Here is a 22758-nt window from a genome sequence, read left to right on the forward strand (position 1 = left end):
ACCGAGCAAGGTTCAACCTAACAACTTTAGTTGTGGCTGGCGCAATTGGTCTAGTTATTCTATAGTGAACATTATAATCTTGAGCAAAAACAATGATAGTTTTTGAGTTTAAGGTAAAAGCTAAACCCGCTCAATACGCTGCCATTGATGAGGCGATTCGGACGGCACAGTTCGTCCAGAACAAGTGCTTGCGGTACTGGATAGATAACGAAGGTATCGACAAGTACGACCTCAACAAATATTGCCGCGTACTAGCAAAAGAGTTTAGCTTTGCTGGGGAACTCAATTCTCAAGCACGTCAGTCATCGGCTGAACGTGCTTGGAGTGCAATTAGTCGCTTCTACGAAAACTGTCGAAACAAAATCAAGGGAAATATTGGCTTCCCCCGATTCAAGAAGAATTGCCGCTCTGTCGAGTATAAGACGAGCGGCTGGAAACTGTCTGAAAATCGAAAAGCCATTACCTTTAGCGACAAGAAAGGAATAGGGCGACTAAAGCTTAAGGGTACTTACGACCTCCTCTTCTACTCTATTGACCAAATCAAACGGGTAAGGTTAGTTAGACGTGCTGACGGCTACTATGCACAATTTGCGGTTAAAGCTAATATCCGAATAAAAACTCAACCAACAGGTAGAGCCATCGGATTAGATCTAGGAATCAAATATTTCCTAGCTGACTCAACTGGACATACAGAAGAGTCGCCGCAGTTTTACCGCCAATCGGAAAGACAGCTCAATCGAGCCAACCGTAAGAAGTCTAAGAAGTACCAAAAGGGAGCAAAACCGCAGTCAAACAACTATCAAAAAGCATGTTGCCGATATGCCCGGAAGCATTTAAGAGTAAGTAGGCAGCGAAAAGAGTATTGCAAGCGAGTCGCATACTCCGTGATCCAATCTAACGACTTGGTAGCATACGTAGACGCGCCAGCGGCTTGCCGAAGGCTAGACTTAAATGTTAAAGGTTTGGTAAGAAATCGTCACTTGTCTAAGTCTATCTCTGATGCAGGCTGGTCTACATTTAGACGGTGGTTAGAATACTTTGGACACAAGTATGGGAAAGTGACAGTCGCGGTTCCTCCGCACTACACCTCCCAAGATTGTCCAGAGTGTCACCATCGAGTCAAAAAATCCCTGTCTCAACGAACCCATTCCTTCACTTCGTTCGAGGACATGGTTTGTGGTAACTGCGGGTATGTTGAGGACAGGGATATTGCAGCTAGTTTAAACATCCTGCAAAAAGGATTAAGTACGGTGGGGCACACCGGAACTTACGCTTGGGGAGATTTGCCCTCTTGGACGGTTGGAGCAATCCTGTCGTCTAACGGCGAGTCGGAGAAGAAGGTATCCCCCGCGTTTTAACCGGGGGAGTGTCAATCTGTAATGGGTGCTATAGCTTGAATTATCAAAATTTATCATGACAATACTCTCACCAGACCAACGGAATTATTATTATCTTCTAGCTGCCGAACGAGCGGGGATTCACAAGCCAATTTTGGCGGCTCTCTATCAGGTTCATTCTTCTCCCACCCTGGGTGATGAGGAAACAGGGTTAGGCATATCCCCGGCTAATCGGGTATCCCCTGATCAGGTGAATACGTTCTCAGAACAAGTCCAGTATGCGGCGAATGCGATCCGATCGCTTACTGATAGTTTAATTGCTCAAGGACAGCAGGGGAATGATTTATGGCTGTCTGAACAGGGACATTATAGTGATAAGTTCCTGCAAAACGTAGCCAGCGGATATGCACCGCCAGCTAGTCAACCCCATATAGCACGTTTAGAACCGAGTAACTTTGAGTCTCTTAAACAAGCCTATCTAGCGGATTTAGCTGCCGACTTCACCAGTGAAAACCTGCCCCAAAACCTTGCCTATCTGGATAAAGCCTTACTGACGCTTGTGGATCGACTTCCTGATTACTATAGGGGATTACCTCATCAACGGGATGCGTTGCTCGAAGGGGTGCGAATTTGGCGGGAACTGGATACGCCGGATGCGGCGATTGCTTCGTTAGTGCCAACGGATCAGGTAGAATCAGCGCGTGAGGATGAATCCCGATTGGATATTCCCCTAAAGCAATTTATGGGGCGGGTTTCTGCCAACTATAGCGGTTATCCCCATCAAAGAGAGGCATTGCTGCGCCTAAGTCAACTATGGCGTCAACTGCGAACTCGAGAAGAAGCGATCGCGTCTTTGGAAAAAAGTGCCTCCCCCGAAGAAAATCTGGATATTATTGATCCGGCTCTGGTGGCATTCGTCGAGCGTGTGCCGAAATTCTATCAGGGACAAGGTAGCCAACGCAATGCCCTCACCGAAGGCTTTCGACTCTGGAATCAATTTGACTCCCGCGCCACGGTATTAAGTCACCTCGGCATTAATCCAGACATCCTGCAAGCGAATACTACTGATCCCACCGCCATGCAAAAACTGGCAGCGGAACTCGATCGAGAACTGATCAGCTTTGTCGGCAAGATACCCAAAGACTATAAAGAAGAGGACAACCAACGGGAAGCGTTAATTCGTCTGGTGCAACTGTGGCGAGATTTGCCCACCCGAAATCAGGCGGTGCAATCTCTCCTGGAAGACCAAAAACGGATGAATGAAGCCCGTCGCCAAGCCCAAGAAGCACCGCCCAAGCCGACGCCTATTTTGACTCCCAAACGTCCTGAACGGTGGACACCCTACAATATTCAGCTATTAGCACCAATTATTCCCGATGGTAACTTTACCTGGGCGGAAGCCACCCATGGAGGTACACGTATGCCCCCTAACCAAGCTACAGTGGATGCTATGATTCGCATTGCGAAACTGGCACAACGGGCACGCGATCGCATTGGGCGACCTTTTATCGTCACCAGTTGGTATCGTCCTCCTCACATTAATCGAGCAGTTGGGGGTGCCACGTATAGTCGGCATCTGGTGGGAGATGCCATGGATTTTGTGTGTGAAGGGTTAAGTGGTAATCAGATTTATTGGTCTCTGGAACCATGGTGGCCCGGTGGTTTAGGTCGCTATAGTCGGTTTCCTAATTTGTGCCACATTGATGCTCGCAGCTACCGGGCACGCTGGCGCCACTAAGGGTAACAATCAGCACAAACACCTCTGTTTGCTGCTACCTTTTTCCAGGACTGTAATTCAAAATCTGCATGGGTGCATCTGTAATTGAAGCGACAAATAGATCAACCACACAAATCCAGAACAATCTAACATTCATGGCGGAGTCCTAGGGGACTTTCGCAAGAGTTTACGACTCGGTACAGTGTTTTCCCCACCGACAAAAAATGGCTGTCGGTATACCCCAGCAGATTTAGCAAGGGCGAGATTGCACCCGATGCACTCCCTGGAAGGCATTCTAGAAATAACTCTTACGTTTTCTCCAGCAGGCATTATGTCCAGTTCGATTATCCCTAGAGAATCTACATTAGCTCAAGTTTCTCAGCCGTCACCCACGGCTGTCTCTCCTTCACCCCCAAACAATGAGTCTTTCGGATCACCCTGGATGTTTGTCTCCATGGGACTGTTGTTACTCGTGATCGGCTTACTGGTCTATGGCAAAATGCAATTGAATGCCGCGACGAAAAAGCTGAAATTTGAGCAGTTTAAAACCAAAGACCTCCAGAAAAAGTTGAAGTTGGCGCTCAACACGATCCGTAAAATGGAAACGAATCCGGATTTGGTTCACTCTCGCGAGTTCAATTTAGACTATCTGCGATTGCGGATGGAGGAAGAGGTATTCCATTTTGCTATCGTTAATCAAATCAAAATCAAGGTTAAAAACATCATCAGTGTGGCGCTACGACCGAATCAGGCGACTCAAAGCGCGATCGGGATTGCTAGTACCACGGGACGACAAGTTGATGAACTGTTTGATGTGAAGTATGAGACAGAAAGCAGTGGTAAACGTACCATGCGAGTGCTATTCCGGATTCAAATCAAGTTGACTAAATTACCGACTCAAGCCACCTCAGCCACGATTAGTCAGATTATTGATTGTATCGAAACTTTTCTTAGTCCAGAGGATGAAAGCTGGCAACCCACGATTCAAGGACGAATTGTTTCAATTCACTGGGATCAAAAGGCTAAACCAACTCCTTTACTGGTGCTTCAGCAATCCAGTGAGGGGGTTAACGTGACCTTAAGAACAAATCGGGCGCGGATTAACTAAACCCATTTACCATCTACCAATCATTAGATAAAGTTGCTCAACCATAAATGTCGTTCTTAATCCAAGTAACTGATGCTACTAAATCCTCCATTTTATAACGTATTACTTATTGCTTATGACCCTTCGCGACCATCGAGGGCATGGTTATGACATCTTTGAATATGTCCATCTTCGATATGAATAATCCGATCGGCAATATCCAGAATTCGGTTATCGTGGGTCACGAGTAGAATGGTGCATCCTTGTTCTTTTGCCAACTGTTGCATTAATTCCACTACATTCCGTCCAGATTGACTATCCAAAGCTGCTGTGGGTTCGTCGGCTAGAACTAACTGAGGACGACTCACTAACGCCCGTGCGATCGCCACCCGCTGTTTTTGTCCGCCAGAAAGGTTATCCGGGTAGTTATTAAGATGATTGGCTAAACCGACTGTGGTTAATATCGCTGTTGATTTCGCTACCGCCTCGACGGGAGAAATATCGGGGTGAAGTTCCACTGACATTTGTACGTTTTGGCAAGCCGTAAGACTCTTGAGCAAATTATGAGATTGAAAGATATAACCAATATGACGGCGCACTTGCACCAGTTTTTCTTCTGTTGCACCGACAAGTTCCTGTCCTAAAACCTGAACTTGACCCGATTGGGGTGAACGTAAGCCGCCAATTAGGGTTAATAAGGTTGTCTTCCCTGAACCCGAAGGACCCGTCACTAAGACAATTTCTCCAGATAATAGTTCTAGGTTAATATCAAAGAGAATTTGTTTATGTAGAGAACCTTTACCAAAATAATGGTTTAGATTTTTAATCGAGACAACAGGAGATTTACGTAATACGTGATAAGTCATAACTCATAAATCTATTATAATTTTATACGTCTCTTGTCGGGGCGGGTTTAGGGACAATCGTAGGGGCGGGTTTAGGGACAATCGTAGGGGCGGGTTTAGGGACAATCGTAGGGGCGGGTTTAGGGACAATCGTAGGGGCGGGTTTAGGGACTCAATTCAGATATTCACCAATAACGGAACAACAAAACCCGCCCTCCTCACCAATAACGGAACAACAAAACCCGCCCTTATTCATAATTAATACGTCATCCAAAATCAAATTTGATAACCTTCTCTATCCCTTGTGTACACTTGCCTTTAAACTGTCTTCTACCATCTCCCTTCTCCCTTATTCACCCTCTAAAAAATATCAGCAGGATCGGCAGCTTTCAGTTTCCGCACAGCAATCGCCCCTGATACACAACACATAATAATTGTCAAAATTAGAATAGTTATAGTTTTAGTCAAGGACATCATCATCGGTAAACGAGTTACGGCTTTTGTTAAACCATACAATCCAGAAGCAATTACCATTCCGGGAATATATCCTAAAACCGCCAGAATAAGCGCTTCTTGGAAAACCACTATCAATAAATAACGATTGGTATAGCCCATGGCTTTAAGTGTGGCATATTCGGGTAAATGATCGGAAACATCGGTATAAAGAATCTGATAAACAATCACTGTACCGACAACAAACCCCATCACTGTTCCCAAAGTGAATACAAAACCGATCGCGGTACTGGTTTGCCAGTAATTTTTTTCAAAATCGATAAATTCTTGCTTGGACAAAATTGTGACATCATCAGGAAATTCCTGTCTCATGTTAGTTAAAACATTTTGGATATTTACTCCGGGTTGTAATTGAACTATACCAATATCAATTAGTCCCTTATCTCGTCGTGGAAAGATCCGCAAAAAATTGAGATCACTTGTAACAATATTTCCATCGGCAGCAAAGGAAGCGCCTAGACTAAATAATCCCACCACCCGGATGCGGCGTTCTTCTACTTCTGTCGTTACCTCTTCTTTTTGACGAAATAGTTGAGCAATTGAACCATATTCTGGTCTAGAAGTATCATCGAATAAAACCCCATTTTCTATTTTTATCTTATTCAAATTTTGGTTAACATCAGGTAGATCTAATACTGGATTAGCTGGATTAAATCCCAAAACCATAATGGCGCGAGTTGCTCGAGTTTGCGGGTTTTTCCATAATCCAAAATCCATATAGAGTGGACTAATAGACTGAACACCCTCAAAACCCAAAGCTTGATATAATCGCCGCTGGGGAAAGCTTTTCATTGCGATAGTTGATGTGGACTGAGGGCTAATGAGAAAAATGTCACCTTTTAACTTGTTATGTAGGGTCACGTTACTCTCAAACAAGGCATCACGAAACCCGAGTTGCATAAACATTAAAATATCAGCAAAGCCAATTCCCGCGATCGCGACCAATAATCGGATTTTTTCGCGGCTTAGTTGTAACCAAGCGAGTGGAATTTTCATTGAAGTTTCGAGGGTTGAGTTTTTCGTGTTGACCCTTCATTTTGTTTGAGGGAACCTGGTTTTAAATTTTAAGTTGTGTGTAGGGGCAGGTTTCACTATTATCATTTATTGCCTGACCCTGATATAATTAAACCCACCTCGACTTGATCCTTCGCTTCGCTAAAGGACATGGTTTTCAATTAATTCGACTCTGATTCTAGGAATATTTCTACGATAACTTTTGAATTAGTTAATCCGGTAACTTTTTGGTTATCTTCTGGACGTAGACGAATATTCACTTCCACGACTCTGGCATCAACATCAGCAGCCGGATCGGTATCCAGAATATCTTTTTTGCCAATTTGTAGTCCAATTTGGCTAACATTTCCTTGAAGTTTTTCCTCAAATGCTTTGCCTTCACTACGGATGGCAACACGTTGTCCGAGACGGACTTTGCTAATATCGCTTTCGTAGACTTCAGCAACCACTATCATCTCGTCAGTTTTTCCCAGTTCGACAACTCCTTCCCCTGCTTTAATGGTTTCCCCCGCCCGGGTATTAATCTCTAAAATCCGACCATCTTCTGAAGCCCGCACGTAAGCTAATGAATCTAAATCAGCTTGGGCTTGTTCAACGGCAGCTAGTGTACTTTCCACTTCAGCTTCGGCTTTTTTAATATCAACCGGACGAATTTCTTTAATCTCTTCGAGGCGGGCTTCTTCTTCTTTAATCCGAGCTTCGAGAATGCCAATTGTTTTGTTGCGGTTGACTCTGGCTTCTTCAAGCTGTTCGTTAAGATTAGCGATGGTTTGAGCTTTGTTTGCTTCGGCTTGAATTAGATTCGCCTGTTGTTGACTGAGGTTTTCTTGTGCCTCACTCAGGCGTTCTAGGGCTGTTTCCACCCTCAAACGGCGGCTTTCTAATTCTGAGGTAGAAATGGCTCCATCTTCGGCTAATTGTTGATAGCGGGCAAAGTCGTTGTCAGCGTTGCGTTTTTCTGCCTCGATTCGTCTAATCGTAGCTTCTTGACCTTTAACAGTGGCTTGTTGGGCTTGAATCGTGGCTTCTTGAGCTTTGGTGGTTTCTCTCAGTTCAGTTTCTAAGCGATTAATTTTGCTCTGTTGGGCTTTTGTTTCTCCCTCTAATTCTTTTTCCAGACGATTAATGGTTTCCTGTTGAGCTTGAATTGCACCCGCTTTAGCACCTGCTTTCACTCGTTCTAGATTCGCTTGAGCAATTTCAACTTGTTTTTTGGCAAGATCGACAGCCGCTTGTAAGCGATCGCGGTTATCCATAATCGCAATCACTTGATTTTCCCGAACGCGATCGCCTTCCGAGACGAGTAATGCTTTCACTACATTGGCTCCCTCCAGCGATGTCGGAGCGGATATAGTCAGAACTTCTCCAGCGGGTTCCAAGCGTCCTAAGGCGGTTACAGCTTCGAGCGTGGGTGTAGCCGCAGGCTGTGAACTTGATTGATTTGGACGGAGTTGAACCCGATGTAGGCTGTAAACGGCAGCAATTCCAGTCGCCAGGGTTCCGCCAACAGCTAGCGCGATCGCCCAACGAGTTATCGGTTTTGAAAATAGTCCTTCATCCATCCCTGGTTTATGCCCCATATATTCCTAATATAAATAGGATTAATCTCTAGAATTCGCGCCCCTCCTTCAGTTATAGACGCTAGGAATAAGGCACGTCTAATGGGATGGGGTAGTAGAGACTCCTCCGGTGGAACGTCTGGGAGCTGGGGGAGCTGTGGAAGCAGGGGGAGAGAGTTCCTAATCAACGAATGACAGATGACTAATCACACAGATGGCAAGTCAAACAATACCGTTGTCATATAATACTCTGCCCAATCCGCACCAAAGGCTTTTTCTAACACACGACGGGTTTTATCATTTTCCTGCTGCTTGGTGCAATAATAATGCTGACCCGCTAAAACTTCTGCTTGTTTTTCAGCCGAGACGGGTGTCGCATTAGCCGCATGAGTACAATGAATTTGGAGAAAATTCTCTACTCGCGATAAAAATTGCTGTTCCTCTTGAGGAGTGTTGGGTCGAATAAAAATGCAAAATTCCGAAAAAATGTCGCCCCACTCTGGCAACTCACGAACGTCTTGGAAATGAGGGGTTGGTAAGGCTTGTAACGGTTGGCGATAGACGTCAGGTAAGATACGCTGAGCATTCACTGGAGAAAGGTCTGCGATCGCGGCACTGATTTTCCCCCGTCCGCCGACTAAATCACAGCCGAACATGGGTAGATTATACTCTGGGCGAGGAAACATGACACAGTGGAGGATATCGAGCATTGTTCCCACTTTTGCCAGTTCCAAGTGCAGTTTACGAAACTGTGGTGTCTGATAACAACGGTTTTCAATCGTGAGTTTCTCACCCTCTAGACGCCCCTCTACATAGCCTAAGTCAGAGGGAAGCTGATAGGGCGACAAATCCAGGTAACGCCGCCAGTTAGCTTCAATACAGTCGGCTAATTGGCGAATAAGAGGGTGTTGTTGCTCTCGCAGGGAAGGCTTGGTGGTTATTGACATTCCTTAAAACGTGAAATGCTAAATCAATCATGATAGGGGGGTAGGTCTAGGATATCAGCTTTTGGCTTACTCCTACAGTCAATCAAAGATTAGCTTGTAGTGACATACTCCTACACTAACCTGAGTACAGGTATAGTGTAGGCTTCTCAACCAATCCGGCTATTGCGTAGGAGACGTTGAGCTTTAAGAACGGGATGCCCCTCCGCTCTATTTTTTATGTTGATAGCTATCCATCCCGACACCATACCTGTACCCAGGTTGGTGTGGGGCTTCCGGCGAACAGAGCTAAATTATATTATGGCGATTCCATTGGCATAGCCACAATCTTAAATCTGCCTGCTTTTTGTCATTACCGAACATGGCGCGTCTTGGCTTAATCCCTGTCTCTTTTATTCATAGGTTGTAGCCTTTGTCAACAGGTGCACGGCGTAGATATAGTAAGGGTAGGGCTTTGATAATCAGAAAAGATGTCAATATAAGTAAGCAGAGTTTATAGGAGCAGAGGAGTATGTTTGGCTTAGGATGGCCCGAAGTGGCGATTATTGGGATTGTCGCCCTGGTAATTTTCGGTCCCAAGAAGATCCCAGATATGGGTCGCGCATTAGGAAAAACGCTTAAAGGTTTTAAAGAAGAGATGAATACTCCAACATCTAAAGGGGATGACGCTGACTAGAGTTTAGCCGTCCATCCTCTATTTTATGATGTATGAATAAGGGCGGGTTTTGTTGTTCAGTTATTTCTGGATAGCTGATTGTATTTCCTAAACCCGCCCCTACAATTGTGGCTCGCGCCCGCCGCCATTGGTGTCAACTTAAGGTAAAAAGTAGGGGGTATAGGAGCTTCTTTTGACGGATAACTTATGGCGATAAACCGATAACTTAACTAAACCAGCCCTTCTGGGGAAAGCCGGGTAAGTAAAGATACTTTCGTGACCACGTTCGATCAGGAAATGCCTCGGTTGAATTACTGATCCGAAGGCTTAATTCGAGCCATTTCCACCATCCCTCTTGATAGGTAATTCCGAAATTTCCATTAAATCGGTCATCGCTTCAGTCAAGGCTTTGGGGTCCATGAATACGATTTTGGAGTTGGTACTTTCACCCAATTTCTCATTTGCTTCCACATAACGAGTGGCAATCAAATACTTCAACACCTCCTGACTGTTAGGCTTTTCGAGCAGCGCTTTTGAGATCATCTCTAGGGATTTCACCGTTCCCTCTGCCTGGGCGATCGCGGCTTCTCTCTCCCCCTCTGCCTCATAAATTGCTGCTTTTTTCTGGCTTTCTGCTGCCCGTTCCTTCTCCAAGGAGTCCAAAACTGTCTGGGGTGGTTTAATTCCTTGGACTTCCACGCGGATCACCTCTACCCCCCAGCTATCGGCAGCCTCTTTGAGATAAACTGACAAATTCTCATTGATCTCAGAGCGGGATGAATAGGTTTCATCTAAATCCATTCTGCCAATTTCCGACCGTAACGTCGTGATAACTAAATTTCCAATTGCTTCTTTTACATCTTCAACATCGTAGTAGGCTTTATAGAGGTTGTTTATTCTCCAGTACACCACCGCATCGACGTACGCAGAAATATTGTCTTTCGTGATTGCCTGCTGGGGTTCGGTGTCTAAAACTTGTTCACGGAGGGTTTCCTCCACGGCAATACGTTCCCAAAAAAGCCAAACCGCCCTTAGTCCAGGCTGTAAAGTCCTCTTATATTTCCCCAAACGTTCAACTATAGCTTGATTGCCCTGATTGATAACTTTGGCGGAACCGATGCCGTAGCCGCTGACGATTAAACACAGTGCAAAAATATACGACAAAAAAGATCCCATGTTTTTAAACTTTCACTAGAAGGTTAATGAATGAATTGGAGTGACAAATAGAATTGTCTAGAATGTTATTCAATAAGGTTGTGGGTAACACCTAGCTTGAATTTACATACAGTTAGATCTAAGCTAACTTCAGATTTCCTCAAATGAGGCTTGTCCTCAAGCCGCTTTGTCTGGCAGCAAGTGTTACCTACAATCTACTTTCAGGTAAGACCTCCGAAAGGAGGGACAATACCCACGCCTAAATGCGGCAAGTGGGGTGGACATCTGAACCCGTAGGTTCAGTGTGCGGTAGTTGACTCCCAATGAAACATCCTTGGCTTGTGCCAGAATAATAAGCTAGATTCAGCCAGGTTATTTCAGCATTTTAGCTGAATTTTCGAGAAATTCTGCCACTCTCATAGACCCTGTGTGAAAGGATAAGAGCTGTAGATGCTTTCTTCGGCGTCCCCCTGGCTGGACTCAAGACGTAGAATTGCCTTTTCCCGTCCTCTGTCCTCGTACCTACCCGTTGCCGATTTTATCCTGACTGGTAACCTCTAGACCAATTACACGGGTGGGATATTTTCTTAAGGTCTAGTGTAAGCCAGTCTAAACCTTTACTAATCGAGTTGTGAACAGTCTCATTCAACAAATCCAATCCAGTTTACTCAATCTACTTGGCTCGACCATTGAGGTTTTGCCCGGACTTATCGGCGGAGTGATCATCGTCCTGTTGACTCGCTACAGCGCTGATGGTGTTGAGCAAGTCACCGCTAAGATAGGAGAGCGTACAATCCGTAGCCAATCGCTGCAACTGCTGCTGGCGAAAATGAGTTATGTAGCAACGTGGGTGGTTGGCGTTTTAGCCGCTAGTGTTATCGCCTTCCCTGGCTTGCGGCTTGGTGACATTATCGCGGCGCTGGGGTTGGGTTCAGTCGCCGTTGGTTTTGCCTTTCAAGATATCTTCAAAAACTTTTTAGCTGGGGTGCTGTTACTGGTGCAAGAACCGTTTCGCATCAACGATCAGGTGATTATAGAAGACTATGAAGGAACGGTGGAGAAGATTGACATCCGTACTACCCAAATTCGTACCTATCAAGGCGAACGAGTTCTCCTACCGAATGCAACGGTATTTACCAGTGCGGTGCAAGTCAGAACAGCTTACGGACAGCGACGAACGGATTTAGGTGTCGGAGTTGACTACAATACTCCCTTGTCTGAAGCAGCTGAACTGCTCGAGCAAACCATTACTCAGGTCGAGGGTGTCTTGTCCCAGCCCTCACCAGAAATCGATTTAGTCAGCTTTGGCGACAGTTCCATTGATTTCGTTGTCCGCTATTGGACTTTACCCCAGCAGCAACGAGTCCGTCAGGTGCAAACTCGATCGATTATGGCGATTAAAAAAGCCTTTGATCACGCCGACATTAATATTCCTTATCCTATTCGCACGCTTTACTTCTATGACCAGCAACGATTCAATGATTATTTACCCCCGTCCCCAGATGAAGGTTCTAACTGACAACGGTTAAGATTGAAAATGTGTATCGATACCTTTTGTTCTACAAACCCTACGATGTCTTAAGTCAGTTTACGGATAGGGAGGACTGTCCCCGTCGAACGCTCAAAGACTATATTCCGGTGTCGGAGGTTTACCCCGTCGGACGCCTTGACCGAGACAGCGAGGGATTGCTCTTGTTGACCAATCATGGACGCTTGCAGCATCGTCTCTCTAACCCGCGCTTTCGACATCCCCGTACCTATTGGGTGCAAGTGGAACGTATCCCCGATGAAGCTGCCTTGAATCAATTGCGCCAGGGTGTAGTGATTAAAGATTATCAGACCAGAAAAGCTCAAGTGCAGCGATTACCCCAAGAACCCGATCTACCACCTCGCGATCCCCCGATTCGCTTTCGCAAAACTGTACCGACTTGCTGGTTAGAAATCACCTTGACCGAAGGGCGTAACCGTCAAGTACGGCGCATGACAGCAGCCGTGGGATTTCCCACCTTACGATTAATCCGGGTCGCGATCGCTCATCTGCGTCTTTCTGGGTTGCAACCGGGTCAGTGGCGTGATCTGACGCCCCCGGAACTTGTCTGTCTCCAGAAACTGGTGAAGTTTTGAGTGTTCCAGACATGATGCCAGAAGCGTCTTTCCGGGGCGGGTTTTACCGATAACGTTCAGGAGAAAACCCTGATACAGACGCGCCATGGCGCGTCTCTACACTAAACCCGCCCTGGCTGAGTTTTTAGTTAACTCCCTTGCCAATACTGCTCTGTTGCGCCAATACACTCGATAACAACTCCCTTAAAAGCTGCAACCTTTGATTCTGGCGTGGCAAACTAGATGGCAGCTAGCTTATAATCCCAGCCTGAGAAACCCGATAGGAATTGAGGAAGTTCCGTTATGTTAATTTGTCCCCAGTGTCATTTTGAAAACCCGAATACTCACAAGTTTTGTCAGCGATGTGGAACTTCCTTGATCCATAAGGTGTGTCCTGAATGCGATACCCAAGTTCCCGTTAATGCTGAAACCTGCCATAATTGCGGTGCGTTTACGGGAACGGTTTGGTGGGCAATTATTGCCAAAGAGCCAGAGTATGGCGTAACCTTAACCCCGGCTCCAGAAGGTGCCTCAACTAATTCTGAGCCAATCGCTAGCCCTGCGGATTTAGAGTCATCAGCCCAGGGGACACAAACGAAGGACAGTGAATTAACGTCTGCCGAAATTCCCGATGATGCCAAAACCGATTCTGAGGCTTTTTCTCAGGAAACGGATCAACCAGAAACGGCAAAGAGTCCGACGTTGATGGCACAATCAACAGTTGAACCCGATCTAGAGACTCAAGCCTCATCGACGGCGACATCTGAGGCAAGTTCTGCTTACAATGCTCACTCGATCGCCTATCTGGATGCTCAACAACGTTACCGACTCATCGAACCCCTAAATCCCGACACCTTAGCGGATGCCCCCGCCGGATCAGAAACGTTTGTCAAAGTGTTGGACTGCCAGCCCTTTCAGAAATCCCTTCTGGAAGCCCTACTAGAGCAACAATCAGAGCAATCCCCATCCCAATCCTCGCCAATCCTGGGAATTCCGGCGATCGCACAACCCTATTTGGCGTTGAAACAAAACCATTATCCGACTGTGCCAGAGGTTCATGATGCGTGGCAGCAGGATAATCAGTCTGTAATGTTGCTTGAAGATCGCTCAAGCTGGCAACTTCTCGGTGACTTGTGGGGCAGTGAAACATTATCGACCTTACAGCTATTGTATTGGCTTGATGAAATGGCACGACTTTGGCAAGCACTTGAACCCTGGCATTGTCGTCAAAGTCTATTAGAAATTACCAATTTACGAGTTGATGAAGACCAGGTGCTGGGGTTAGAGCGCCTCTATCATGATTCTGAAGATGATCCACCCCTTTTAGAGGATTTGGGGCAAATGTGGCGGCTGCTATTTAACCAGTCCCAACGGACTCAACTGACCTCATTGGGGACGGTATTTCGGCAGATGTGTACCCAGGAAATTACCACGATTGACCAATTGCGATCCGAGTTAGAAGCGATCGCTCACGCTGAAGAAGAGGCACAAGCAGAACAGGCAACGGCAGTTACCTTAGATATGGCTGAACCCCTGTCTGAAGAGATGATGAGTTTTCTGGAAATGCCCACAGGGGACGTGGGTAGCTACGACGATGGCGGTCCTACGGTTGTTCTACCCATGCAATTACTCAGCCTTGATGATGTTGGCTGCACGGATATTGGTCGTCAACGGGATCACAATGAAGACTGCTTTGGGATTCAGGCGCAGGTGAAAAAGCACGAAACCCCCATAGGTCGAACCTTAGACGCTCGCGGTCTTTATATTCTCTGTGATGGAATGGGTGGACATGCTGCCGGAGAAGTGGCGAGTTCTATGGCGGTGGAAAAGCTGGAGGCGTATTTTCAAGACCATTGGCAGGACGAGTTACCCACAGAAGAAAGTATTCGCGAAGCGGTGCGCCTAACGAACCAGGACATTTATGATGTCAACCAACAAAATGCGCGATCAGGCAGTGGTCGCATGGGGACAACCTTGGCAATGATGTTGGTTCAGAATACCAACGTCGCGATCGCCCATGTTGGCGATAGTCGTCTCTATCGGTTAACCCGCAAAGGCGGTTTAGAGCAACTCACCGTAGACCATGAAGTCGGTCAACGGGAAATGAAACGCGGTGTAGAAGAAGCGATCGCCTATTCTCGCCCGGATGCTTATCAACTTACTCAAGCCCTAGGACCCCGCAGCGACCAGTTTGTTACTCCTGACATCAATTTTTTGGAACTGAATGAGGATACCTTATTCGTTCTGTGTTCCGATGGGTTGTCCGATAATGAACTTATCGAGAATAACTGGCAGACCCACCTGGCTCCTTTGCTCAGTTCTCGCGCTAACCTTGAGCAGGGTATCCTACAGTTAGTTGACCTAGCCAATGAGCAGAATGGTCACGACAACATCACAGCGATACTCATCCGAGTAAAAGTGCGACCTAATTTTCAGCAACGGAGTTGGTGATTGATGATTGGTCATTTGTCATACAATCCGTCTAAATAATAAACCACGGATACCAAACCGGGCTTCAAGAGCCAGAGTTTGGCTCAAGGGACTCCCGCCAATACATTGAAACAAGCCCTGTGAGTTAAGGACAAAAAACTGAGGACTATGGTCACGCTGACCCTTCTACATCCGCAGGCATCCACTCCATTACAACAGTGGAAATTCCACAACCAGTCTACAATTCGTATTGGTCGATCGCCAGATAATGATGTGATTCTAAACAATCCGTTAGTATCTCGGTATCACCTAGAATTGAGAGTCACCGGCGTCCAATCTGGACATAAGTGGCAGTTGGTTAATCAGGGAACCAACGGCACGTTTCTCAATGGAGTGCTGGTATCACGAGAGATACTCCCGAATCAGGGCTTGATTCGGCTGGCTCGAGAAGGACCGATGCTCAAATTTGAACTGAACCCGGTTTCTGTGCCAAATTCTGGCTTAGTCTCGCCAACGCCTAAATCTAAACCGTCTTGCACTCACCTGGGCAATCCTCCCGGTAATTTATTTTGTATTCACTGTGGTCAACCTTTAGTCCCTGTACAACGAGTTATCCGCCACTATCAAGTGTTACGAACCCTGGGACAGGGAGGAATGGGGACAACCTATCTCGCCTGGGATAATACAGGCAAAATCGAGGGACGCCCGATGTTACTCGTCCTCAAAGAAATGAATGCGGATGTGGCACAAATTGCTAAAGCCCAAGAACTGTTTGAGCGAGAGGCGCGTGCCTTACAAGCCCTGCATCATCCCGGAATTCCTCAGTATTATGACTTTTTTGTCGAAAGGGGTAAAAAGTATTTGGCAATGGCGCTCATCCACGGACAAGATTTGGAGCAACGGATTTTGATGGCTGGACCCGTTACCCCAGATCAAGCCATTAAGTGGATGATTCAAACCTGTGATGTTCTAGATTACATCCATTCCAGCGATCCGCCCTTAATTCACCGGGATATTAAACCCGCGAATCTGATAGTACGTCATCGAGACAACAGCATAGTAGTCCTTGACTTTGGCGCCGTGAAGGAGATCGGGACAATGCCAGGAACTCGAATTGGTGCTGAAGGGTATAGCGCCCCTGAACAAGACCGAGGGACTCCAGTCACTCAATCCGATCTCTATGCCATTGGTCCGACCCTGATTTTTCTGTTAACTGGGATGACTCCCCTTAAATTTTATCGCCGCCGTAGTTTAGGCTATGGATTTGACTTGTCCAAAGCCCCCACGATTAATCCCGCGTTACGGGAAGTAATCGACCGGGTATGCCAACTCAAAGTTTGCGAGCGCTACCAAACGGCTAAAGAGCTGGCAGAAGCTTTAGCGACAAGCGTCTAAAGCTTCTGCTGGCGCGATCGCTTCGCTATTATTCGCTATTAACGGTTGTCAGGACCTATTCTTCATCCCATGCTTCCACGGCGAGTAAGTCACCAATTGGATCTTGCATGGTGAAGCCAAATTCGATGAGTTCCTTTTTCCAGAACGACCAGTCGTCGCCATAAAGCAGGGCGATTTTCCATATACTGTCGCTGGGTTTGATTATCTTGGATTCCACGAGTGAACGCACCTGACGCTGCATCTTCACCATGGGGTGAGTAACTTGCTGAGTCATACTCTCAATTTTCTCGAAATAACTTTTGCAAATGCTGGGATCAAAAAAACGCTTCCTATTATTTATTTTTGCCGGTTCGTAGAGTTGGCTCTCGGCAAGGAAGCATTACCATACTCTTATAACCCATCCGAGGACATTTACGCAACCCTTTTTAGAAAAATGTACGGAAATCACTACCATTGCCCCTGGAATGGCTGCCGTTAAGGGGAGCAATGTAGAGACGTAGCATGCTACGTCTGGGCGCTGGGGGAGCTGGGGAAGAAAAAATTATAGCTGTCGCGATAAAGGTTTTGACTTTCTTTATGGGTTAAGAGAATCTAAGTCAGTTGGCTTAGATTCTCCTCTAGTTCACACGTTCTGTTCAACCGCTGTCTTCACAGCAGACTGTAACAACAGACCATATTCAATCCCCTCAACCACCGCCTGATAAGACGCTTCTAGGATATTGGCAGAAACACCCACTGTCGTCCAGCGCTGCTTGCCATTACTTGATTCCACCAACACACGAGTTTTTGCTGATGTGCCAGCCGCACCATCCAGAATCCGCACTTTGTAGTCGGTCAGGTAAAAGGTTCCTATCTCTGGATAAAATCGCACCAAGGCTTTCCGTAACGCGGCATCCAGTGCTGACACGGGTCCATTGCCTTCCGCCACTTCTAAAATATCCTCACCATTAACCGTAACCTTAATTGTCGCCATCGCATTACTGTAAGGCGTGCCGATACCTTGAAGCATATCACTGTGAACCTGAAAACCTTTCAGTTCAAAGTGCTGCTGCTTCTGCCCCAGGGCGTCTCGCATTAGTAAATCAAAACTGGCTTCGGCGGCTTCAAATTGATAGCCCTCATTTTCCAACTCTTTCAGGCGTCCCAAGATTTGGCGACAGGCGGCGTCTTGTTTGTGGAGTTCATGTCCAAAACTCTTGGCTTTTGCCAGAACGTTACTGAGTCCAGATTGGTCAGAAATCACAATCCTTCGCTGATTCCCCACCTGTTGGGGCGGAATATGTTCGTAGGTGAGTGGATTGCGTTCAACGGCGGAAACGTGAATCCCGCCTTTATGGGCAAATGCCGACCGACCTACAAATGCCGCATGGTCATCGGGGGCAAGATTAACCACTTCACTAATAGAACGGCTAACTTGAGTTAGTGTAGCTAATTGTTCCTCTTGCATACAGTGATACCCTAGCTTGAGCTGTAAGTTAGGAATCAAAGAACACAGATTCGCATTACCACAGCGTTCACCATAGCCGTTCATCGTTCCCTGAACCATACAGACGCCTTCCACCACACTCATCAACGCATTCGCCACGGCGGTATCGGAGTCATTGTGTGTATGAATGCCCAATCGAGGCGAATGTAGAGACGCGCCATGGCGCGTCTGTAGGGGCGGGTTGAGTTCATCTGGTTCTGTTGTTGGTGATAACGTTGGTTCAAAACCCGCCCTGCCTTGGTTTTCAGGGTTGAGTTCTAAACTTTCGATAACATCTCGGACGATTTGACCAATTTCATGGGGTAGAGTTCCACCATTTGTGTCGCAAAAGACTAACCATTCTGCCCCCGCATCCATTGCTGTTTTCAGGGTTTTCAGGGCGTAATCGGGGTTATTTTTATACCCGTCAAACCAATGTTCGGCATCATAGATAACCCGCCGCCCTTGACTACGAAGGTATTCTATAGTATCTCGGATCATTTCCAGATTTTCGTCAAGGGTAGTACCTAACCCTTCTGTGACATGGAGACCCCAAGACTTACCAAAGATGGTGACCCAATGTGTCCCCGCTGCCAAAATAGCTTGTAACATCGGATCTTCATCCGCCGTTTTATGAGGACGTCGCGTTGAGCAAAAGGCGACAATTTCTGCTTGGGTTAGGGGTTCTTCTTTGAGTCGCCAGAAAAATTGCACGTCTTTGGGATTAGCACCGGGCCAACCGCCTTCGATGAAGGGAATCCCTAATTGGTCGAGTTGTCGGGCGATGCGGAGTTTATCTTCGATGGACAAGGAAAGACCTTCGCGCTGGGAACCGTCGCGCAGGGTTGTGTCGTAAATCCAGATGGGATTGGGCGCTTGTGAAGCCATAAGTAAAGATAGTTGTGTAAATTGTCAAGAAATGTAAACTAGAAAAAGTAAGAGTGTAGTCTACTACGATAGATAAATCATCAATGCCTAAAGTAACAGCTCAAGGGAAAACCTTTATATGTGATCCAGGCAGTAATTTACGCAAAGTTTTGCTGGAGCATGGTGTACCGCTTTACAACGGCAATGCCAAAATTATCAACTGTATGGGGATTGGTAGTTGTGGCACTTGTGCGGTTGAGGTAGAAGGGGAGGTTTCAGAGGCGAACTGGAAAGATAAGGCAAGGCGTTCTCTTCCGCCCCATTCTCCCACTGCTAATCGTCGTTTAGCCTGTCAGACCAAGGTTTTGGGAGATGTTCAGGTGACAAAATATGACGGCTTTTGGGGACAAGGCAAGGATATTGTTTGGACAGCAGAAGGGAGATAGGGAAGATAAGCTGGATTTGGGCGGATGAGGAGGCTATTCGGCATTTAATAATAACAATAATGGTGAAATCTTTGTAGTGTGAGCATCTTGCTCGCTACTCATACCTTCTCACCTCTCTCCCTTCATTCGGATCACTCTTTTGAGTCTATATCATTTAGATGTAAAGAATTTGGTTTTCCATTTCATCTGCTGTGGTGTAATCTAGGATTATGAGCAACCTCTGCACAATTTCCAAGTATGGTTTCCTGACCGCAATGATAATTCCAGAATGGAACTTTCCTGTATTAAAGTATATCCGTGCAAGATCTTCAAAATCAATACGATTATGGGTTAGGATAGCAGACCGTTGACTTGTCGCGTATTCTAACTGTTCAGCATCTGTTCTACCGAGTTGTCCGGCTTGTTGTGCTGTTGTTGCCTGGAAACCACGAGATTGCAAAAGACTTGCGACCAATACATCAACATCTTCGTCCAAATAAACATGAATAAAAATATCAGTCATACGTTACGAACTCGTGGATCAATAAGTTCGTCTGGAATACGGTTGCGCTCAATGTATTCATTGATTTCTGCCTGATGATCCAGATAATAGCTGAGTGCATCAAATACCTGTGATAGACCAAGATGGGTTAACCGCTGAGGAATTTCCTCCGGCGAAACTCCGATACGCCACATTTCCACTATTGCCCTGACTGGTGTTCGGGTGCCTTTGATAATGGGTTCGCTATTCAGTATTTCGTCATTTCTGACAATGTGACAATGATCTGTTAACCTTACCATTAATGATTACTCCGTGAAGGGTAAATCTCAGATCAATTTTAGCTTGACGATGCTTTCTGAGGGTAAATTCATGGGAATTCCTGTAGTGCGAGCATCTTGCTCCCTACCCATTCCCAATTTAAATGCATGACCGCTTAATTTACGTAAAGTCTTGCTGGAGCATAGTGTAGCACTTTAAAATGGTACAATAACAAGCTAAAAAGGCTAGTTGATTTAGCTGGTGTGTGAAATTTGGAAAAAAATATTTTTATAGGCACGTTTAAGTCTATGTCATCAAACATTGAAACTCTATCAAAATCAGAACAAGACGTTCAACCTAGTCCTTCTACGTTTTACCTCTCTCCCTTAATTCGGATCACGCTTTTGAGTTTATACGTGGCGCTAACTGTACCTCTACCCTTTTTAGCTCAAGTGTCTGATGCTCCCCTACCGCCAGCATTGCTGTGGGGAGGAATTGGTTTGGGTTTATTCGCGCTGTATGGGGCGTTGAGTGAACGAGTCATTGTGGATGACGAGAAAATTCAGGTGACTTATCCCAAATGGGTTCCTGGTTTTTTCCGTAAGGGTTGGGAGTTACCTTGGGCGGATGTTAAAGATTTAAAAATGCGGACGACGGGACAAGGTGGATTGGTTTACTATTTTGTCAGTCAGTCATCGGAACGAGCGTATTTACTACCGATGCGTGTGGTGGGTTTTGCGCGGTTAGTTAAGTTGGTGGAAACATATACGGGTATCGATACTTCTGATATTCGTCCCTTAGCACAACCCTGGATGTATCTAATTTTGTTAGGATTGACGCTATTGCTATTACTTGTCGATGGTTGGACAATTTGGACGGTTTTTAGCCAAGGTTTGATGGCTTGAAAAATTTGAACCAATCCTACAGGTGTGATCCGTTTAAGTACAGTAGATTTTATCGGTTTTATGGGCGCACGTCGATTATTGATATTAGCTTGATCTAAACCCTGATCCAGCCTTGTTTTTAGCAATTAGCTCCCGTAGAAGGGCGGGTTTAGTCAACTTAAGCGGGACAGTACTAGGTCAAACCCGCCCCTACATCTGGAGCTTTCAGACATGGATGATGTCGGTGCTATCTAAAAATATAGCACTACGAGGATACGTTAGGACATCAGTTAATCCCAACGGGGAACGGGGAACAGGGAACAGTAGAAAATGTCCTAACCTGCCTTAGTAAGGCTATACTAATCTATCAATTTTTGACTCTGATATAAAATGAATTTAACTCAAGACTATATGCATAATTTTGCTATAAAAAAGCAAGAAGTTATGGAGTTAGTTAATGCATTAATCAATAAACAGAACAGTATTGATGAATCGTCAAAATCTCGCCAAAATATTCTTGATGAGATTTCTAATATTTTAGTATTTATTCAACGGATTGAAAGACTAAGTATAAAAAAGAAGCAAGTTGACCGAGGACATGAACCCAGAGTTCTAGAACTTACCAGTATCGTTGAGGTTTTAATTCCAGCGGTTAAATCGGTTGTGGATGGCAAAGCGGGTATTTCTCTGGTCAAACAGACCCGCATTAGGCTGTTGCGATCGTTACGGAGACACGAATCATTTTTCTTCATCCTCCGACGCTCAATTTTCAATAGTTTTATCGATGTTTACTATTTAGATTCAGTACCCACTAAAGTCATTATCGGACTGTGCTTTCCTTTTTCCTTTGCCGGGATTATTGCACTAATTTCTTCGGTTTATTTTTTGAATTATGGAACTCAAATATCCGAACTATCACAAGTTAGTGAATCTTTGGAGAAAATCAGCAATGAACGTGAAGAAATAAAACAAAGTTTAGCAGATATGGAGGTACCACAAAGAACGTTAAGTTCATTAGGTGCGGACAGCCGTCCAACTCCAATGGAAGAAAGAATCCGCGAGATTGAATCAACGTTGACATCCCTCGATAATCAGGTCAAGCAACAACTTCAATTAATGGAGGAACAAAATCAATCGGCTAAACAATTAACTATCACTTTGCCCTTTGGTTTGGAAACGATTTCTTTATCGCCAGAAGATTCTCAAATTATTTTCCGAGTGTTTGTGGTTGGCGCATCGGGAGCGTTGGGAAGTGTAGTCAGTATTTTAATTCGACTGAAGGAGTTTGATGTAGAGTTTCGAGAAATCCTCGATCCAGTTATCCCCTTTTTAATCGGGGCGTTTAAGCCAATTATTGGGGCATCATTTGGCGTTTTTATGTATACCCTAATTAGTTCTGGACTGATTCCCCTGGATACGAACCCAACAGAGGCTACTGGTAGAAAAGAAGAATTATTTTATTTTGCGATCGCGTTTACAGTTGGCTTTAGTGAACGGTTAGCCAAAGATGTGATTGCCCGGGCGGAAACGACGGTAAAACTGGGAAACGTTAAAGAAATCCGAGAAATAAGAGAAATAGAGGAATCAGGAGAAAAATAAGTAA

The 22758-nt window shown here is 45.6% G+C and carries 20 protein-coding genes and 1 pseudogene; 11 read left to right on the plus strand and 10 right to left on the minus strand.

All coding sequences use genetic code 11. The annotated features are described in order from the left end of the window. Positions 1-92: 92 nt before the first annotated feature. The 3 genes from RIG27_RS06490 to RIG27_RS06500 all read left to right on the plus strand — a co-directional run bounded on the left by RIG27_RS06490 (position 93) and on the right by RIG27_RS06500 (position 4162). A complete protein-coding gene (locus RIG27_RS06490; protein WP_446343515.1) occupies positions 93-1358 on the plus strand; it encodes an RNA-guided endonuclease InsQ/TnpB family protein in 1266 nt (421 codons plus the stop codon). A gap of 55 nt (positions 1359-1413) precedes the next feature. Further along, positions 1414-3075, plus strand: a complete 1662-nt coding sequence (locus RIG27_RS06495) for a D-Ala-D-Ala carboxypeptidase family metallohydrolase (RefSeq protein WP_446343517.1) — start codon at positions 1414-1416, stop codon at positions 3073-3075. Positions 3076-3385: 310 nt separating this feature from the next. Continuing rightward, the gene (locus tag RIG27_RS06500) at positions 3386-4162 is read left to right on the plus strand and encodes a hypothetical protein (RefSeq protein ID WP_446343562.1); all 777 of its coding nucleotides are present in this window, start codon (positions 3386-3388) and stop codon (positions 4160-4162) included. 113 nt (positions 4163-4275) lie between these two features. Here the strand turns inward: RIG27_RS06500 and RIG27_RS06505 are convergent, their stop codons facing one another. The 5 genes and pseudogenes from RIG27_RS06505 to RIG27_RS06525 all read right to left on the minus strand — a co-directional run. Continuing rightward, positions 4276-5007 carry a DevA family ABC transporter ATP-binding protein gene (locus RIG27_RS06505; RefSeq protein ID WP_446343519.1) on the minus strand — a complete coding sequence of 244 codons (732 nt, stop codon included), beginning with the start codon at positions 5005-5007 and terminating at the stop codon, positions 4276-4278. A gap of 339 nt (positions 5008-5346) precedes the next feature. After that, positions 5347-6495 carry an ABC transporter permease DevC gene (gene devC, locus RIG27_RS06510; RefSeq protein ID WP_446343521.1) on the minus strand — a complete coding sequence of 383 codons (1149 nt, stop codon included), beginning with the start codon at positions 6493-6495 and terminating at the stop codon, positions 5347-5349. A 179-nt stretch (positions 6496-6674) separates the two neighbouring features. Further along, the gene (locus RIG27_RS06515; RefSeq protein WP_446343523.1) at positions 6675-8093 is read right to left on the minus strand and encodes an HlyD family efflux transporter periplasmic adaptor subunit; all 1419 of its coding nucleotides are present in this window, start codon (positions 8091-8093) and stop codon (positions 6675-6677) included. 185 nt (positions 8094-8278) lie between these two features. Further along, the gene (locus tag RIG27_RS06520) at positions 8279-9019 is read right to left on the minus strand and encodes a phycocyanobilin:ferredoxin oxidoreductase (protein ID WP_446343525.1); all 741 of its coding nucleotides are present in this window, start codon (positions 9017-9019) and stop codon (positions 8279-8281) included. Positions 9020-9165: 146 nt separating this feature from the next. Further along, positions 9166-9246 (minus strand): annotated as a pseudogene (locus RIG27_RS06525) (RNA-guided endonuclease InsQ/TnpB family protein); the annotation flags it as partial. Positions 9247-9527: 281 nt separating this feature from the next. Between RIG27_RS06525 and tatA the strand changes: the two are divergent. Further along, positions 9528-9692: a twin-arginine translocase TatA/TatE family subunit gene (tatA, locus tag RIG27_RS06530; RefSeq protein WP_446343369.1), complete on the plus strand. Its 165-nt coding sequence runs from the start codon at positions 9528-9530 to the stop codon at positions 9690-9692. Between the two features lie 306 nt (positions 9693-9998). Here the strand turns inward: tatA and RIG27_RS06535 are convergent, their stop codons facing one another. Then, positions 9999-10835, minus strand: coding sequence for an SPFH domain-containing protein (locus RIG27_RS06535; RefSeq protein ID WP_446343527.1), 837 nt, complete (start codon positions 10833-10835; stop codon positions 9999-10001). A gap of 622 nt (positions 10836-11457) precedes the next feature. Here RIG27_RS06535 and RIG27_RS06540 point away from each other — a divergent pair. The 4 genes from RIG27_RS06540 to RIG27_RS06555 all read left to right on the plus strand — a co-directional run bounded on the left by RIG27_RS06540 (position 11458) and on the right by RIG27_RS06555 (position 16754). Then, positions 11458-12345 (plus strand): mechanosensitive ion channel family protein, encoded by an 888-nt coding sequence (locus RIG27_RS06540; RefSeq protein WP_446343373.1) that lies wholly within the window; start codon positions 11458-11460, stop codon positions 12343-12345. A 20-nt stretch (positions 12346-12365) separates the two neighbouring features. Then, a complete protein-coding gene (locus RIG27_RS06545) occupies positions 12366-12950 on the plus strand; it encodes a pseudouridine synthase (RefSeq protein WP_446343375.1) in 585 nt (194 codons plus the stop codon). Positions 12951-13232: 282 nt separating this feature from the next. Beyond that, the gene (locus RIG27_RS06550) at positions 13233-15380 is read left to right on the plus strand and encodes a serine/threonine phosphatase (RefSeq protein ID WP_446343530.1); all 2148 of its coding nucleotides are present in this window, start codon (positions 13233-13235) and stop codon (positions 15378-15380) included. A 147-nt stretch (positions 15381-15527) separates the two neighbouring features. Continuing rightward, a complete protein-coding gene (locus tag RIG27_RS06555; protein WP_446343532.1) occupies positions 15528-16754 on the plus strand; it encodes a protein kinase domain-containing protein in 1227 nt (408 codons plus the stop codon). Between the two features lie 55 nt (positions 16755-16809). Here RIG27_RS06555 and RIG27_RS06560 read toward each other — a convergent pair whose 3' ends face one another. Both RIG27_RS06560 and cimA read right to left on the minus strand, forming a co-directional pair. After that, complete coding sequence (locus RIG27_RS06560) at positions 16810-17028, minus strand: DUF4327 family protein (protein ID WP_446343381.1); 219 nt, start codon at positions 17026-17028, stop codon at positions 16810-16812. 348 nt (positions 17029-17376) lie between these two features. Beyond that, on the minus strand, positions 17377-19107 hold the full coding sequence (gene cimA / locus RIG27_RS06565; RefSeq protein ID WP_446343534.1) for a citramalate synthase: 1731 nt from the start codon (positions 19105-19107) through the stop codon (positions 17377-17379). Positions 19108-19190: 83 nt separating this feature from the next. Between cimA and RIG27_RS06570 the strand changes: the two genes are divergently transcribed. Continuing rightward, the gene (locus tag RIG27_RS06570; RefSeq protein WP_446343536.1) at positions 19191-19532 is read left to right on the plus strand and encodes a 2Fe-2S iron-sulfur cluster-binding protein; all 342 of its coding nucleotides are present in this window, start codon (positions 19191-19193) and stop codon (positions 19530-19532) included. Between the two features lie 154 nt (positions 19533-19686). Here the strand turns inward: RIG27_RS06570 and RIG27_RS06575 are convergent, their stop codons facing one another. Then, positions 19687-20034, minus strand: a complete 348-nt coding sequence (locus RIG27_RS06575) for a DUF5615 family PIN-like protein (RefSeq protein ID WP_446343538.1) — start codon at positions 20032-20034, stop codon at positions 19687-19689. Next, positions 20031-20312 carry a DUF433 domain-containing protein gene (locus RIG27_RS06580; RefSeq protein WP_446343540.1) on the minus strand — a complete coding sequence of 94 codons (282 nt, stop codon included), beginning with the start codon at positions 20310-20312 and terminating at the stop codon, positions 20031-20033. Before RIG27_RS06580 ends, RIG27_RS06575 begins: the two co-directional genes overlap by 4 nt. A 267-nt stretch (positions 20313-20579) precedes the next feature. On the opposite strand from RIG27_RS06580, the gene RIG27_RS06585 reads away from it, so the two are divergent. Then, on the plus strand, positions 20580-21176 hold the full coding sequence (locus tag RIG27_RS06585) for a hypothetical protein (RefSeq protein ID WP_446343542.1): 597 nt from the start codon (positions 20580-20582) through the stop codon (positions 21174-21176). A gap of 369 nt (positions 21177-21545) precedes the next feature. Next, complete coding sequence (locus tag RIG27_RS06590; RefSeq protein WP_446343544.1) at positions 21546-22754, plus strand: hypothetical protein; 1209 nt, start codon at positions 21546-21548, stop codon at positions 22752-22754. Positions 22755-22758: the final 4 nt, after the last annotated feature.

The organism is Coleofasciculus sp. F4-SAH-05 (genome assembly GCF_040222985.1).
In the GTDB taxonomy this organism is placed as follows: Bacteria; Cyanobacteriota; Cyanobacteriia; order Cyanobacteriales; family Coleofasciculaceae; genus Coleofasciculus; species Coleofasciculus chthonoplastes.

Coding starts and splice junctions, on each gene's coding strand:
- RIG27_RS06570 (WP_446343536.1), top strand. CDS start 19,191: ATGCCTAAAGTAACAGCTCAAGGGAAAACCTTTATATGTGATCCAGGC.
- tatA (WP_446343369.1), top strand. CDS start 9,528: ATGTTTGGCTTAGGATGGCCCGAAGTGGCGATTATTGGGATTGTCGCC.
- RIG27_RS06560 (WP_446343381.1), bottom strand. CDS start 17,028: ATGACTCAGCAAGTTACTCACCCCATGGTGAAGATGCAGCGTCAGGTG.
- RIG27_RS06590 (WP_446343544.1), top strand. CDS start 21,546: ATGAATTTAACTCAAGACTATATGCATAATTTTGCTATAAAAAAGCAA.
- RIG27_RS06520 (WP_446343525.1), bottom strand. CDS start 9,019: ATGTCAATAACCACCAAGCCTTCCCTGCGAGAGCAACAACACCCTCTT.
- cimA (WP_446343534.1), bottom strand. CDS start 19,107: ATGGCTTCACAAGCGCCCAATCCCATCTGGATTTACGACACAACCCTG.
- RIG27_RS06575 (WP_446343538.1), bottom strand. CDS start 20,034: ATGACTGATATTTTTATTCATGTTTATTTGGACGAAGATGTTGATGTA.
- RIG27_RS06585 (WP_446343542.1), top strand. CDS start 20,580: ATGTCATCAAACATTGAAACTCTATCAAAATCAGAACAAGACGTTCAA.
- devC (WP_446343521.1), bottom strand. CDS start 6,495: ATGAAAATTCCACTCGCTTGGTTACAACTAAGCCGCGAAAAAATCCGA.
- RIG27_RS06550 (WP_446343530.1), top strand. CDS start 13,233: ATGTTAATTTGTCCCCAGTGTCATTTTGAAAACCCGAATACTCACAAG.
- RIG27_RS06505 (WP_446343519.1), bottom strand. CDS start 5,007: ATGACTTATCACGTATTACGTAAATCTCCTGTTGTCTCGATTAAAAAT.
- RIG27_RS06580 (WP_446343540.1), bottom strand. CDS start 20,312: ATGGTAAGGTTAACAGATCATTGTCACATTGTCAGAAATGACGAAATA.
- RIG27_RS06495 (WP_446343517.1), top strand. CDS start 1,414: ATGACAATACTCTCACCAGACCAACGGAATTATTATTATCTTCTAGCT.
- RIG27_RS06555 (WP_446343532.1), top strand. CDS start 15,528: ATGGTCACGCTGACCCTTCTACATCCGCAGGCATCCACTCCATTACAA.
- RIG27_RS06515 (WP_446343523.1), bottom strand. CDS start 8,093: ATGGGGCATAAACCAGGGATGGATGAAGGACTATTTTCAAAACCGATA.
- RIG27_RS06490 (WP_446343515.1), top strand. CDS start 93: ATGATAGTTTTTGAGTTTAAGGTAAAAGCTAAACCCGCTCAATACGCT.
- RIG27_RS06500 (WP_446343562.1), top strand. CDS start 3,386: ATGTCCAGTTCGATTATCCCTAGAGAATCTACATTAGCTCAAGTTTCT.